This is a genomic window from Vallitalea pronyensis (assembly GCF_018141445.1).
In the GTDB taxonomy this organism is placed as follows: Bacteria; Bacillota; Clostridia; order Lachnospirales; family Vallitaleaceae; genus Vallitalea; species Vallitalea pronyensis.
This window is the reverse complement of the sequence record NZ_CP058649.1, coordinates 3,578,273-3,594,222: the sequence shown is the minus strand read 5'-3', so window position 1 is coordinate 3,594,222 and position 15,950 is coordinate 3,578,273. Positions and strand designations below refer to the sequence as shown.

Genomic DNA, 15,950 nt, shown 5'->3' with positions numbered 1-15,950 from the left:
GGATGATATTTATGTCATTAAAGGTCCAATTGTTGCAGGATATGAAAGCTGCAATGAAAGAAAAGGATACTTTACGTAAAAATACCATTCAATTAGTTCGTTCAGCTATTCTTCAAGAAGAAAAGGACAAGCAGATTGAATTAACAGAAGAAGATGTTGTTCAGATCATTGTTAGTCAGGTCAAGAAGAGAAAATCTAGTCTTCCTGAGTTTGAAAAAAGTGGACGAATGGATATGGTAGAGGACTTAAAAAAAGAAATTGAAGTTCTAATGACTTATTTGCCGGAGCAATTATCAGATGAAGCATTGGCTGGCATTGTTCAAGAAACCATTGAGCATGTTGGTGCTGAGTCCATGAAAGAAATGGGGAAAGTCATGTCAGCAATTATTCCGAAGATCCAAGGACGAGCTGATAATAAAAAGGTAAGTGAATTAATTAGGAATATCTTAAAATAAAGCTGTTGATTATATCAACAGCTTTTTCTAACCTCAAAAGGCTTATATAGGTTTTAGAAAACATAGAACAGATGCATCAAAACATGTCTTTAGATAATGTATTGGTGCATCTTTTTTTGTATCCAAAACCCTTTTTTTATACCAACAACATATCGGAAGAATAATAGATATCCATATGTCATATTTATGTATAAAGGAGGAGAATAAGGTTTTCATGAGCTTAGGATCTGGCGAGAGGAATGATTAACCATTAAAAGAAAGAAAAAACAACAACTCAAAAAAGAGAAAATAAACGATAAAAAATTTCATCTTGCAGAAATATTAGAAGTGCCAAGAGATGTAGCTCTTGGTGAATCCATTATCACCCTTACAGGAAAAAGAGAAATGATGGTTGAAAATTATAAGGGTATAGTAGAGTACGACGAAAACAAACTTAAGATAAAAACCAAACATGGTTTTGTGGAGTTAGAGGGTAATAAGTTTTTGATTACATATCTAACGGATGATGAGATTAAGGTAACAGGGCACATTCAACATATTAAATTAGAGAATCTAATATAAATGAAATATTTACGACTATAATATAATGGAAGAAGGGTGACATTTGCTTCTTGAATTATGGAAATATATGAGGGGCTATGTTATTATAAATGTAAGTGGCTTTTCACCTGAACGATTCATTAACCTATGTGCCAATAAGGGCATATACGTATGGCATGTAACCCATACAAATAATGGATTCAATCTCTGTATGAGTGCTAAAGGATTTATGACCATCCGACCGCTGGTTAAGAAAACAGGGTGTAAGGTGAGAATAACCAAGAAAATAGGTTTACCCTTTCGCTTCTTTATCTTTAGAAAAAGAAGGATATTTCTATTTGGCATTATCATTTGTATGGCAATAGTCTTTTTCTTATCACTTTTTATTTGGAAAGTTGATTTTGAAGGTAATACCATGTATACAGACAGTCAGTTAACGCGTTTTCTTAAGGAACAATCCCATTATGTTGGGATGTGGAAAAAAGATGTGCGTTGTAGTGAACTTGAAAAAATATTATTAAAAGAATACGGCTATATGAATTGGGTAACTTGTGAAATGAAAGGGACAAGGTTAGTGGTGCGAATAGAAGAGGGGCGTTTCAATACGCCTATCGAAGATTTAAGTAAACCTTGTGATATTGTAGCCGATAAAAAGGGTATTGTCATGTCCATTGTTACGCGAACCGGTACACCCCATGTGGTTAAAGGGGATGTGGTAGAAAAAGGGGATGTACTTGTCTCAGGAACATTAGAAATTAAAGAGCTTGAAGAGATTAAAGCCATTGAATTTGCTCATGCTGATGCGGATATTTTCATAAAGACTGTTTATGAGTATCATGACGAATTGGATTATAAGTATTTTGAGAAAGTATATACAGATAGAGAAAAACAAGACCTAACCATCCATCTGTTAAATTATAAAATAAATCTATTTAAGCCTAGAATTAAATATAGAGATTATGATAAAATATATACGAGCAAAGAAGTTTGTTTGTTTGATAACTTTTATTTGCCTGTTCGTTTTGACACAGCATCCTATAAGGAATACAATGTTATTGAGAAAACATACACACAAGATGAAGCACAGAGCATAATCCAGGGTAACATCGACCGCTATATGAAAGAGTTAACGGAATCGGATAAACAAATCACAAGTCACGATATTACGTTCGATACATTAACCCATAAAGTCGTAGCAGATGGTATCATAGTACTTATTGAAAAAATTGGCGAAAAAAAATACTTTGAAGAAAATGAACGGAGGCAACACTATGAAGAATACTTTAGAGAAGATGATCCAGATTCCACATGATATCATTGTTAGTGTATTTGGACAATATGATCAGAATGTGAAAATCATTGAAGATAAATTAGACGTACAGATTGTTAATCGAGACAATGAAGTGAAGGTTGTTGGGGAAACCCATAATGTCGATGCGGCAAACCGTGTACTTAAGCAGCTCATTGATACGGCTAATAAGGGGATTGAGGTTACGGAGCAAAATGTAAATTATACCTTATCCTTGATTAAGACAAAAAAAGAAGAAAAAATCAGTCAATTAAACAACGATTTAGTTTGCGTTACGCCAAACGGAAAACAAATTAGACCTAAAACATTAGGTCAGAAAAAGTACATTGATCTTATTCGAGATAAAATGATTGTATTTGGTATAGGTCCAGCTGGAACAGGTAAGACCTATCTGGCTATGGCCAAAGCAATCACGGCTTTTAAAAACAATGAAGTTAATCGTATTATTCTGACACGACCTGCTATAGAGGCTGGAGAAAAATTAGGGTTCTTACCTGGTGATTTGCAAAGTAAAATTGACCCCTATCTCAGACCATTATATGATGCACTTTATGAGATTATGGGAGCAGAATCTTTTCTCAAGAACATGGAGAAAGGTCTGATTGAAGTAGCACCTTTAGCTTATATGAGGGGGCGAACTTTAGATAATTGCTTTATTGTGCTTGATGAAGCCCAAAATACCACACCAGCCCAGATGAAAATGTTTTTAACAAGAATTGGCTTTAACTCCAAAGCAGTCATCACAGGTGATATAACTCAGAAAGATTTACCTTCTGGACATAAGTCCGGTTTAGAAGTGGCTTCTAAAGTATTGAAAAATATTAAAGAAATTGGAATTGCTAATTTAACCAGCCATGACGTTGTAAGACATCCATTGGTTATGAAGATTATTAATGCCTATGAACACCATGAAAATAAAAAAAGCAAAAGATAAATAGGAGGGGACTTAGGTGTCGACAAAAGAAAACAGTAGAATTCAAGTAAATTTTTTAACATGGGTATTAGCGATACTTGCAATATTGGTAACCATTGGAACGCTTGTCATAGCTCTACGAGATGAATCCATTGGCTATCAAATACCAGTGGTTTGTTTCGGTGTGTTGCTTTTAGGATTATTGTATTTGTATATCTATTTGTTTCATAAACAACTCTTAGCTCAAAGAAATAAATTAGTACTTTTTGTATCCATTTATATATTGCTTATGATTACCACTGTAGTTATGAGTAGTTTACCGTATCTGTTAATTCCAATACCTATTGCAGGTATGCTCATAGCGATTATGATTGATAACCGACTAGGTATTATGACGCACTTAGTCTTGACGTTACTTGCTCAATTGGTTAGTGGAAGTGACTTGTTATTTTTAATGTTCTTTATTGTGTCTGGAACGTTAGCCTGTATGATTATTACCCAAGCTAAGAAAAGACACATGCTTGTGTTTGTATCCGGTTATCTTGTTGGAATCAATATTGTCTTAATACTACTGATTCACTTATACCAGTATGGCAATTTGTCACAATTGGAAGTAACGGATGTCTTATACAGCGTTTTAAATTCCGTGTTTTCGGTTATTATTACAATAGGTAGTTTACCCTTATTTGAAACGGTATTTGATGTGGCGACACCCCTTAAGCTATTAGAGCTTACCAATTCGGACCAAAAGCTTATTCAACGCTTATTATTAGAGGCACCAGGTACATATCATCACAGTCAAATGGTATCCAACTTGGCACAAACAGCTGCCAATGATATTGGTGCAAATGCTTTACTTGCTAGAACTGGTGCAATCTACCATGATGTGGGTAAGCTAAAAGACCCTATGTATTTTGGAGAGAATCAAGACGGTTATAACCCCCATGATGAACTTGACCCAGAAAACAGCGCTAAGATTATTATTAGTCATGTAAACTATGGCGTGAAATTAGCTACAGACCATCATCTTCCAAAAGCAGTTCGTCATATTATTAAGCAACATCAAGGGGATACTGTTGTCAAGTACTTTTATCACAAAGCAATACAAAACAATGATGGTGCTGTGGACGAGGAAGCTTTCAAATATGATGGACCAAAGCCTCAAACCAATGAAGCAGCCATTATTATGCTTGCTGACTGTGTAGAGGCATATGTAAGGGCTCTTCCAGAAGCAGACCGTCATCTAACCAACATCGAGAAATGTATTGATGAGATTATCAATAGTAAATTTCAAGAAGGCCAATTAAGTGAATGTCATTTAAAAATTAAGGAACTGCCGATCATTGGCAATTCATTCATGAAGGTGTATAATGGACTGTATCATGAACGGGTTAAATATCCAGACAACACAGTAGGAGGCGACAACATTGTCGATAATCATCAACAATGAGATTGGACAAACATTTAATGAAGCATATGACATGTTGATAAGGGAAGTGATTGAAGCATCACTTCATCAAGAAAACTGTCCCTATGAAACTGAGGTTAGTATGACCATAACAAATAATAAAGGTATACGAGAGGTTAATCAGACGTTTCGAAACCAAGATAAACCTACCGATGTACTATCTTTTCCGTTGGTTGAATTTGAAGAACCTGGTAATTTTGACCAGATTGATCAGGAATCCGATGAATATTTTGATCTTGATACGGGTGAACTTATGTTGGGTGATATTATGATATCCATGGATAAGGTTATGGAACAGGCATTGCGTTTTGGGCACTCTCTAGATAGAGAAATGGGCTTCTTAACAGCCCATAGCATGTTACATCTTATGGGATATGACCATATGACCAAAGAAGAAGAGACCATTATGAGAAACAAACAAGAGCAAATACTAAGCAAAGTAGGTCTTGAGCGATGAAGAACAGACACTTAACGGATAGCTTTCGGTGTGCTTTTAGAGGAATTTTTCAAGCGCTGAAAACAGAAAAAAATTTCAAACTACACCTGCTCGCCATGATTATTGTGATGTTAATGGCTTGGTACTTTCACCTAAGTACAGGAGAATATCTGGTATTAATCATAACTGTTTTGCTCGTTATCATTACAGAACTCCTCAATACAGCCATTGAATACACCGTTGATTTAGTGTGTGGTAATCGGTACAGTGAACTGGCTAAATATGCAAAAGATATTGCTGCAGGAGCTACTTTATTAGCAGCTTTAGGATCAGTTATTATAGGATGTATTATTTTCTTACCTAAAATAATTGAACGCTACATGGGATAATCATATGTAAGTTATGCTATGTTGTAAAAATATGAACACATGAACAAGTAGACGGTAAACTAACAATGAAGGGATAGATTAGCAAATGAATAAACCAAGACATCTAGTAATGCTAAAAGCACTAATGGTGGTAATCCTACTAACGATGGTTGTGGTGACAGGATGCAAAAAAGATAAGGCTCAAACCAATACAGAAAACCTAAGTCCTGAAACCAATGAATCCAATGAAAGTGAAGAGCATGAAAAGGATAATGAAACAGATATTGATGATACCATTGTTGTTGATGAGCCAACCCAAGAAGAGCTAGAAGCAGAAGCCCTCATTGATACACATGAAGGTGAGGCCATTAACACGTTAACGGGATTGTGGATTAGCGAAGAAGCGGCCAATCGACGTCCCACAGGTATTATGATTAACAATCATAGTTTGGCCATGCCTCAGAGTGGTATTGCTCAAGCGGATATTATATATGAGACTGTAGTGGAAGGTGGTATTACCCGTCTATTTGCTCTATTTAGAGATTTTGATTCAGAGAAGATTGGACCCGTTAGAAGTGCACGTCATTATTACTTGGATTTTTCTTTTGACCACGATGCCATCTATAATCACTATGGAAAAAGTACATATGCAAAAAAGAAGTTTAGTGAATGGAACGCACCTAATATTGATGGTTTATCTGGTTTGGATGCAATGATGACATTTCAAGACAAGTCAAGAAAACGACCTCATAGTACTTATACAAGTTTTGAACGTCTTATGAAAACATGGGACGCTGTAGGGTATCGAAAGGAAAACAAAGAAGGTTTTGAAGCCAAGTTTAAGTTTGCTGATGAAGAAATTGATTTAGTCTCTGGTGAAGAAGCAACCTATCTCAACTTAGATTACTCCCAATATAAAGTGAAACCTTGGTTTGAATATAATGCTGATGATAAGCTTTATTACCGATTCCAGTTTGGAAAAGAACATATTGACCGTGAAACAGAGGAGCAATTGGCATTCAAAAATATCGTCATACAACTGACAAATATGTGGGTTATCAAAGGTGACCCTTACGGTTGTATGGATATGAAGTTAGTGGCTTCTGGTGACGGCTATTATATCACCAATGGAAAAGTAGAAAAAATGACTTGGGAAAAAAAATCACACTATGATCCTACCTTATATTATGACGAAAAAGGCGAAGAAATAAAATTAAATAAAGGAAAAACGTGGGTTTCTGTATTTCCATCCAATAGAAAGGGTAAACTGTCCTTTACAAAAGAGTAAAAAAGGAGTACAGTAAGTTTCTAAGATATTTTGAAAGAAGCATATCGCAAGATATGATGAAAGGATTTGATAGGCATGAAAAATAGTGACCTTGTGAAAGAGGCTATGAAAGCTAAAGCATTTGCTTATGTACCTTACTCAAACTTTCAAGTGGGAGCTGCTGTTGTAACAAAGAATGGCAAGGTATATACAGGATGTAATGTTGAAAATGCTTCTTACGGTGCAACAAACTGTGCAGAAAGAACAGCTCTTTTTAAAGGCATATCAGAAGGTGACAGGGATTTCGAAGCCATAGCTGTTGTGAGTTCATCTGATGAGTTTACACCGCCTTGCGGTATTTGTCGACAAGTGCTGGCGGAGCTCATGCCAGAAGGAACAATTATTTTAGCTAACCATTCAGGAGAGATAAGAGAATATTCTATAGAAGATTTATTGCCTTTGAGTTTTACGAAAAAAGATTTATTGGATCACTAAAACAATAGGCACAGCTTAAAAGCTACTAAATGAGTCAAGAATATATAGATAATCTTGATGAAAATGTTTAGTAGCTTTTGTTATGGATTTTTATGTAAAGTTAATTTGAAAAATGTTAAAATTTAGTATAAAATAGAATAGACTTTTAAGCTGTAAAAATAGAAAATTGTATGAGCAATCATAATATCATGAGGGATGGTTGCTATGTGCAATAATAAAAATAAGGGATTATGTATTGAAAGCATGTACATAACGCATTTTGAGGTGTAAAGATGGATAAAGTGAAGCAGAGTCATAAAAGAAGGGGTAGTAGCTTAGCCGTTCAAGGGGCTATATTAGCCCTTGCAGGTATTATTGTTCGATTAATAGGGTTTGCATATCGCGTACCTTTACTAAATATATTAGGGGATGAAGCACAGGGCTATTATGGTAAAGCCTTTGAAATCTATTCCTTTGCTTTGATTATTTCATCTTATGGGTTACCATCAGCTGTTGCCAAAATTATTTCGGCTAGAATGGCTGTAAAAAAATATAAAGAAGCCCATAAAGTTTTTATATCAGCTATGGGCATTGCAAGTATCATTGGTGTTCTTGCATTTGCCATCATGTATTTTGGTGCAGAGTTTTTAGCTCGTTTAGTATACAGCGAAAATTCCGTACCTGCCATACGAGCCTTATCACCAACATTACTTATATTTTCATTAATGGCAGTTTTAAGAGGATACTTCCAAGGTATGAATACCATGATACCCACAGCTGTATCCCAGATCATTGAACAATTGTTCAATGCTATTTTCAGCCTTGTGATGGCAAGCATTCTTATTAAACAAGGACTTGCATTAGGAGCGGCAGGTGGTACATTAGGTACAGGTATTGGAGCACTAGCAGGTCTTATAACACTGATCTGTATTTATCTCTTATCTCGTCAAGTATTTTTGAAACGCATGAACAGAGATAAACACATGACACTGGACGTTTCCTATGGTCATATAAGCAAACTTGTTATCATGACAGCCGTTCCAATTGTTATTGGATCAGCTGCGTTTCATTTAACGAATTTTTTAGATATGATTATGATTAATGATGCTTTCAGGTTTCATGGCTATACCGAAAAAGCAGCGGACACCTTGTATGGTGTGTTAACGGGTAAATATAAGATTATTATTACTTTACCTATATCCATAGCGTCTGCACTAGCAGCGGCAACGATTCCAAGTATAACCACGTCATTAGTGTTAAAGGACCGTCAGCAGCTTGTTAAGAAGATTAACTTAGCTATTCGTTTTACCATGTTTGTAGCTATACCTGCTTGTGTAGGGATATTTGTTTTAGCTGAACCTATTCTTAGCATGCTCTTCAATGATGATCACCTTGAGTTAAGCACCCAATTATTACAAATAGGGTCTATCTCAGTGGTATTTTTTGCCTTATCTACCATATCCATTGGTGTTTTGCAAGGCATTGACCGCTTAAGAGTTCCTGTAATTAGCTCTTTAAAGTCCCTAGTGATTAAGATGATCTTTAATGGTATATTGTTATATGCTTTGAAAACGAACTTGTATGGGGCTGTTGTCACCAACATTATATTTGCTTTTTTCTCTGCATATTTTAATATGTCAGCCATTAAGCGATATACCCATATACAATTTGATATTAAGAAAACCTATGTGATTCCAGCAGCAGCAGCGCTTATCATGGGAGGAATATGTCACATAACTTATATTGCAATCGAATTTGTTGCAGGTAGTAACACAATGGCTACATTATTGGCTATACTTGTGAGTGCATTAACCTATGTTGTTGCATTAATTAAATTAAAAGGTGTTAATAAAACAGAGTTACGAGCCATGCCAAAAGGTGATAAGATGGTAGCACTTTTAACAAAAGTAAGGTTATTACATTAGGATATTAATAAAAAAACAAGAAAAATGCTTAAGTATGTATAAAAATGAATGGGTTGGTAAATACTTATACCAAAAATACTCGTAAGGAGTGATTTTGGTGAGAAGAAGATATCAAGCTAGAAATAGGAATAAATTAGCCATCTTAAGTATCTGTATTTTACTTGTAACAGGTATTGTAGTATCCCAATTGCTTATTCAAAACATGAAAGTCGATAAAGTTGAAGATAAGCAAGATGGTAATCAAATAGAGCATACGACCCAAGACGATGTTGTCCCTGAAGACCCTGTTGTTGCAGACAATTTAGTCAATAAAGTCAATAATCAAGGTGAAAAAGAGAACACAACACAAGAAAAAGAGCAACACATAGATGATTCTAAAGAAACGAATCAGCCTGAGATTACGGATATTGAACCTATTGCTAGTAGTAAGAATAATGAAGACGTGGTTTCAGCAGATACCATGGATGAGCCTAAAATAATGTCATCTACTCGGGTAGAATATCAAAACTATTATATGGAAGATGATAAATTAGAAATCGAAAAAGACACAGAACCACCTTATTATATGTTAAATCTAACAAGGGAACAAGTGGAAGAGTTCTATCCAGAGTTTCAGTTAATGGCTTTTTCACCTGAGAAAGTTGTTTTAAGAAGAGTGATTGATGGTCATTCTAGTAAATACTATATTATTCAAACCCATAATAAACGTGTAGGTGTCTTTCATGATTATCGAGATGATGGCGCTGACATTGAACTTGAAGATTACCTAAAAGATACTGTGGATATACCCATTAGTGGCTTGGTCTGGGAAGAACAGGACAAACTAAAAGAAGGTATTGTTGTTTATGGTGAAGAAGAACTTACAGATATGTTGAAGAAGTTACACAACCTCTATGAATTAAATGAGAGTGGGGAGTATATACTCCGAGAATATAAAGGTATGATGGGCATTTTCTATGATTTTAAGAAAGACCAAGCTTATCGTGAAGATCTCAAACAAGAACAGTTAAATGATTTATTAGAACGCTATTTAAGAAAAGTGATTGATGCGCCCATGACAGGTTTAGACGAAGCAGTCATGCAAAAACTTCAAGACGGCATTAAAGTAAACGGAGAATTGGAGCTTATTCAATTATTAGAAAACTATACGAGCTAAAAAAGAAGGGACTTTATGACCTAAGCATGGTAGTGGCTAGGGTATTTAGTCCCTTTTGTAGGCCAATTACACTATCTTTACATGAATTATTAAATATGATAAACTTAATAAACAGAATAGGAAATATGGACAGAAGCTTATCAATATTTGACTGCACTTAAACCTGCAAACGGAGGGATTAGGATGGAAAAAGGCAGTGTAAGTAGCAATATTGAAAAGCTGATACAAGCTATGACACTTGAAGAAAAGGCTAGCTTATGTTCAGGAAAGAATTATTGGGAGACACAAAATATTGATCGGTTAGGGATACCATCAATTATGATGAGTGACGGTTCACATGGTTTAAGAAAACAAAAAAATTTGCTTGATCCCCTTGGTTTTACAGAATCAGTCAAATCCACGTGTTACCCAACTGCAAGTACAGTTGCATGTAGCTTTGATAAAGAGCTGCTCTATCTTATGGGGGATTATATAGGTAGAGAGTGCCAAACTGAACATGTATCAGTTTTGTTAGGTCCAGGTGTAAATATAAAAAGATCACCTTTATGCGGCCGTAATTATGAATACTATTCAGAAGACCCATATCTTACAGGAGAGTTAGCATCTGCATTTGTACAAGGCTTACAGAGTCACCATGTTGGTGCATGTCTCAATCACTTCGTAGCAAACAATCAAGAGAAAAACAGAATGACATTAGATACAATCCTTGATGAACGTACACTTCGAGAAATATACCTATCAGCTTTTGAACATATCGTCAAAACAGCGAAGCCTTGGTCCATATTAGGGGCTTTTAATAGGGTTAATGGCGAATTCATGTGTGAAAATCAATACCTGCTTAAAGACATTCTAAGAAATGAATGGGGTTTTGAAGGTATTGTTATAAGCGATTGGGGAGCCATTAACGACCGCGTTAAAGGTCTTATGGCGGGTGCCGATATTGAGATGCCCTCAAGCTGTGGAAAAAATAATAAAAAAATTGTCATGGCAGTGAAGAAAAAAAACTTAAAAGAGGACGTTCTCGATAAAACGGTTAAACGCATACTGAAGGGGTATGATGCATTATCTATTCATCAAGAAACGGCCTATGATCGACAAGAACATCATCACATAGCTAGACATATTGCTTGTGAGTCCTTGGTCTTACTAAAAAACAAAGACCACATATTGCCTTTATCCAAAACATGTCAAGTAGCTATTATTGGTGAGTATGCCTTAAAGCCTATGTATCAAGGATTAGGGAGTTCACGTATTAATCCAACAAGGATTGATAATGCTTATGAACAAATTGTTAAAATAACAGGAACAACAACTGTTACCTATGCTAAAGGCTATCATACCCATGATCATTTACTTGATCCTCAATTAATTCATGAAGCCACGGATTTAGCAAGGAAATCAGATATAGCTTTATTATTTATTGGTACCCCTGAAAGTTGTCAATCAGAAGGTATTGACCGTAAAGATATGGCACTACCTGAGCCCCACCGTCAATTAATACTTGAAATCAGTCAAGTTAATACAAACATTGTCGTGATATTAATGAATGGCGGTCCAGTTGAAATGCCCTGGGTAGATAGGGTAAAAGCTATTTTAGCATGTTATCTGCCTGGTCAAGGGGGTGGATACGCTATTGCTAACATTTTATATGGAGATATTAATCCTTCTGGCAAACTGACGGAAACTTTTCCACTAAGATTAAAGGATAATCCTACCTACCGTAACTTTCCAAAATATAAACAACAGGTGCAGTATCGAGAAGGTATCTATGTGGGCTATCGTTATTACGATACGGCATCTATCGATGTGTTATACCCCTTTGGACATGGATTAAGTTACACGACATTTGTATACACTGATTTAAGGTTAAGTCAGCAGAAAATAAAAGATACAGAAGGTTTAACAGTAACATTTAAAGTGACAAACACAGGTTTGGTGGAGGGAAAAGAAGTTGTTCAGCTGTACATAAAAGATAGAGTATCTAGTATTTTTAGACCCGAAAAAGAATTAAAAGGATTTCATAAAATGAGTTTATTACCTAACCAAACAAAAGAAGTGGTCATGACTTTACATAAGCGTGATTTTGCATACTATAATGTAGAAATGAAAGATTGGTGTGTGGAATCTGGAATTTTTGACATATTAGTAGGTGCATCATCACGTGATCTTCGCCTACAGGCTTCATTAGAAATACAATCAACTTCTCAATATAATGAAGAGAAAAATCAAATAAAAGAATTGCTACCCAGTTATTATGCTCAGGATGACAGTATGAATAGAGTGAGTGCGGCAGAGTTTAAATTGTTATATGGACATCCTATCAAAGACACCATTGAAACCCCATTTACCATGAATTCAAGACTCATTGATATTAAGAATAATCTTGGTAAATACATGGTTTCTTTTATTGTAAAGATGTATGAAAATCATATTGAGCACACCATTAAAGATGAAATGACCAGTGAAATGATGCAGAACATGTTATGGGAGACGCCCATTCGATGTTTAGTAAATCTAAGTCAAGGGCTGTTTACCGATGAAATAGGAGAGTTCATTGTTGCCATTGCCAACAAGAAAAAGCGCCTGATAAAAGGTATTAAATTTTTTAGAAGCTTGCTAATGATTAAAAAAATCCATGGAAGGTCCTAACACTGGAAGAAAGCCTTGCATTCATATCATAAATCCTATAAAATGGGTTTATTATATAATGTGAGGTTTTTTGATGGCTAAAAATAAAATAATAATTATAGGTGGTGGGGCTTCTGGGTTGATGGCAGCTATTGTGGCTGCACGACGTGGTGCTAAGGTTACCTTATTGGAAAGAAAAGATAGAGTAGGCAAAAAAATATTAGCAACAGGTAATGGACGTTGCAACATGACCAATGTTCACTGTACGTATAAGTGTTTTCATGGAGGTCATCATACATTCATAGAAGGGATATTAAAGGCATTTAATGTAACAGACACCATGTCTTTTTTTCAAGAGCTTGGCATCCATCCGACCATTACAGCATCTGGAAAAGTATACCCCAGATCATTACAAGCCGGATCCGTATTGGATGTTCTGCGTCATGAAGTAGAAAGGTTAAAGGTGACAGTCCTATGTGACGAAGAAGTGATTAAAATTGAACAAAATAAGCAGTTTGTCGTGTATACTAAGCAAAATAATAAGTATTACGGTCATAAGATTATTCTAGCAACAGGAGGTAAATCCACCCCTGATTTGGGTTCTAATGGCACAGGATATGAATTGGCAAAAGCTATGGGACATACAGTGATTAGACCAATACCTTCTTTGGTTCAATTAAAATCAGATGCACCTTTTTTGAAACAATTAAAAGGTGTCAAGATTACAGGAAAAGCTAGTATTTTAGATGAGAGAGATCATATATTACGAGAGGAATATGGCGAGATACTTTTTACGGACTATGGTGTATCCGGTCCTCCTATTTTACAAGTAAGCCGTATTGCATCGGATAGGATAAACAATAATAAAAACGTCTATTTATCCCTTGATTTGATGAGTGACTTATCAAAAAAAGAGTTGGATAAAGCCCTAATCGAGCGTTTGACGGGTATGCCGTACAAAACTATACAAGATAACTTCATTGGTTTCATCAATAAACGGATGATACCTGTCCTATTAAAAGAAACAGGTATAGCGCCTAATAAAAAAGCAGCAGATATAAGTAAGCAAGAACGACAGAATCTGGTTATATGGTTGAAAGGGCTAAAACTGCATATTCATGGCACCCATCAATGGAATCAATCTCAAGTTACGGCTGGCGGTGTTAAGACCACCGAGATCGATCATCAAACACTAGAATCCAATAAAATGCCAGGTATCTATTATTGTGGTGAACTATTAGATGTGGATGGGGACTGTGGAGGCTATAATCTGCAATGGGCATGGAGTTCAGGTTATGTTGCGGCAGTTGGAGCTAGTCAGTCATAAATGGATAAGGTAGAGAAATAGTATTAAGATTGTGTTTTAGAAAGGACATATCATGATTAGATTACAACAGTTAAAGTTTAGACTTGATCATAAAAAAGGGGACATTAAGAGAAAAATTCTTAAGGTGCTCCATGTAAAAGACAATCAGTTATTGGATTATAGCGTTGTTAAGAAATCTATCGATGCAAGGAAGAAGAACGATATTAGAATCGTCTATACCGTAGATGTAAAGGTGAAAGAGGAAGAAGCTCTTTTGGCACGTAGCAAAAAAACGTTAATGACAACAAAACCAACAAGCTATCAATTTCCACATGCATTATGTCAATTAGATGACCGTCCAGTAGTTATCGGAACAGGACCGGCAGGACTTTTTTGTGGACTTATTCTGGCAGAGCAAGGTTTACGACCAATTCTATTAGAGCGAGGAGAAGAAGTTAATCAACGGGTAAAAGATGTACAAACCTATTTTAACACAGGTGAACTATCCATCTCATCCAATGTACAGTTCGGGGAAGGTGGTGCAGGTACTTTTTCAGATGGTAAACTGAATACCATGGTTAAAGACAAATACAAGCGTAATCAGAAAGTACTCGAAGAATTTGTAGCCGCTGGTGCACCAAAAGAGATTCTATTTGATAGTAAACCTCACATTGGAACAGACTATCTACGTGAAGTTGTTCAGAACATGCGTGAAAAAATTATCGGATTGGGTGGGGAAGTACGTTTTCATAGTCTTGTAACCTCACTTGTGATTGAAAATGAAGCCATAACAGGTGTTCAAGTTAATGACTCAGAAGTGATTAGCACCCAACATGTGGTCCTGGCTATCGGGCATAGTGCTAGAGATACATTTCGTATGCTAAAAGACATGAAAGTTGCCATGGAAAAAAAGCCATTTGCTATAGGTCTTCGCATTGAACATCCTCAAATCATGATTAATAAACAACAGTATGGTGACTATTACCAGCATAAAGCTTTACCTGTTGCAGACTATAAGTTATCCCATCATTGTCTAAATGGACGAGGGGTATACTCCTTCTGTATGTGTCCAGGAGGGTACGTGGTGAATGCAAGTTCAGAGCTTGGTCACGTTGTAACCAATGGTATGAGTAATTATTTAAGAGATGAAGCCAATGCCAACAGTGCATTATTAGTGAATGTAACACCTGATGATTTTCCAGAAGATGATGTATTAGCTGGTGTAACGTTTCAAAGAAAATGGGAGTCCTTGGCATTTGATGCAGGTGGAAGAAATTATCATATACCTGTCCAATTAGCAGGTGATTTTATGGTGAATCGACCATCCACCGAGCTAGGGGAGATACAACCTAGCGTAGGACGATATAAGCTAGCTAATTTACGGGAATGTTTACCACCCTATGTTTGTGATGCTATTCAAGAAGGCATACAGGCTTTTGATAAAAAAATTCCAGGCTTTGGCAGAGGGGATGCTATCTTATCAGGAGTAGAAACCAGATCATCATCACCTATCCGTATCCTCAGAGATGACATCTACATGAGCAATATTCGAGGCTTATATCCCTGTGGAGAAGGTGCTGGTTATGCTGGTGGTATTATGTCAGCTGCTATGGATGGTATAAAAGTTGCGGAAGCTATTGTTCATAATAAATAACCCATCATATAAGTAAGGGTCCAGTGTATACGATAACTTGTATAACTGGAC

14 protein-coding genes are annotated in these 15,950 nt (G+C 35.9%); all 14 read left to right on the top strand.

Annotated features, from left to right (window positions below):
* Positions 1-11: 11 nt before the first annotated feature.
* Entirely contained in the window at positions 12-455 is a 444-nt protein-coding gene (locus HZI73_RS15150; RefSeq protein ID WP_212694221.1) for a GatB/YqeY domain-containing protein, read from the top strand.
* A gap of 327 nt (positions 456-782) precedes the next feature.
* Positions 783-1,016 (top strand): YabP/YqfC family sporulation protein, encoded by a 234-nt coding sequence (locus HZI73_RS15145; RefSeq protein WP_212694220.1) that lies wholly within the window; start codon positions 783-785, stop codon positions 1,014-1,016.
* 67 nt (positions 1,017-1,083) lie between these two features.
* Positions 1,084-2,307 (top strand): sporulation protein YqfD, encoded by a 1,224-nt coding sequence (gene yqfD / locus HZI73_RS15140; RefSeq protein WP_212694219.1) that lies wholly within the window; start codon positions 1,084-1,086, stop codon positions 2,305-2,307.
* Positions 2,267-3,238: a PhoH family protein gene (locus HZI73_RS15135; protein ID WP_212694218.1), complete on the top strand. Its 972-nt coding sequence runs from the start codon at positions 2,267-2,269 to the stop codon at positions 3,236-3,238. The genes yqfD and HZI73_RS15135 overlap by 41 nt, the downstream gene beginning before the upstream one ends.
* Before the next feature lie 16 nt (positions 3,239-3,254).
* Complete coding sequence (locus tag HZI73_RS15130) at positions 3,255-4,667, top strand: HD family phosphohydrolase (protein WP_212694217.1); 1,413 nt, start codon at positions 3,255-3,257, stop codon at positions 4,665-4,667.
* Entirely contained in the window at positions 4,645-5,142 is a 498-nt protein-coding gene (gene ybeY / locus HZI73_RS15125; RefSeq protein WP_212694216.1) for an rRNA maturation RNase YbeY, read from the top strand. The genes HZI73_RS15130 and ybeY overlap by 23 nt, the downstream gene beginning before the upstream one ends.
* Positions 5,139-5,510 (top strand): diacylglycerol kinase, encoded by a 372-nt coding sequence (locus HZI73_RS15120; protein ID WP_212694215.1) that lies wholly within the window; start codon positions 5,139-5,141, stop codon positions 5,508-5,510. Before ybeY ends, HZI73_RS15120 begins: the two co-directional genes overlap by 4 nt.
* A gap of 85 nt (positions 5,511-5,595) precedes the next feature.
* Entirely contained in the window at positions 5,596-6,777 is a 1,182-nt protein-coding gene (locus tag HZI73_RS15115) for a DUF3048 domain-containing protein (protein WP_212694214.1), read from the top strand.
* A 75-nt stretch (positions 6,778-6,852) separates the two neighbouring features.
* On the top strand, positions 6,853-7,251 hold the full coding sequence (locus HZI73_RS15110) for a cytidine deaminase (RefSeq protein ID WP_212694213.1): 399 nt from the start codon (positions 6,853-6,855) through the stop codon (positions 7,249-7,251).
* 272 nt (positions 7,252-7,523) lie between these two features.
* On the top strand, positions 7,524-9,155 hold the full coding sequence (locus HZI73_RS15105) for a putative polysaccharide biosynthesis protein (RefSeq protein ID WP_212694212.1): 1,632 nt from the start codon (positions 7,524-7,526) through the stop codon (positions 9,153-9,155).
* Between the two features lie 97 nt (positions 9,156-9,252).
* Positions 9,253-10,311, top strand: a complete 1,059-nt coding sequence (locus HZI73_RS15100) for a hypothetical protein (RefSeq protein ID WP_212694211.1) — start codon at positions 9,253-9,255, stop codon at positions 10,309-10,311.
* A gap of 183 nt (positions 10,312-10,494) precedes the next feature.
* Complete coding sequence (locus tag HZI73_RS15095; protein WP_212694210.1) at positions 10,495-12,960, top strand: glycoside hydrolase family 3 C-terminal domain-containing protein; 2,466 nt, start codon at positions 10,495-10,497, stop codon at positions 12,958-12,960.
* Positions 12,961-13,033: 73 nt separating this feature from the next.
* Positions 13,034-14,266, top strand: a complete 1,233-nt coding sequence (locus tag HZI73_RS15090; RefSeq protein ID WP_212694209.1) for a BaiN/RdsA family NAD(P)/FAD-dependent oxidoreductase — start codon at positions 13,034-13,036, stop codon at positions 14,264-14,266.
* A gap of 52 nt (positions 14,267-14,318) precedes the next feature.
* The gene (locus HZI73_RS15085; protein WP_212694208.1) at positions 14,319-15,899 is read left to right on the top strand and encodes an NAD(P)/FAD-dependent oxidoreductase; all 1,581 of its coding nucleotides are present in this window, start codon (positions 14,319-14,321) and stop codon (positions 15,897-15,899) included.
* The last annotated feature ends 51 nt before the right edge of the window (positions 15,900-15,950 follow it).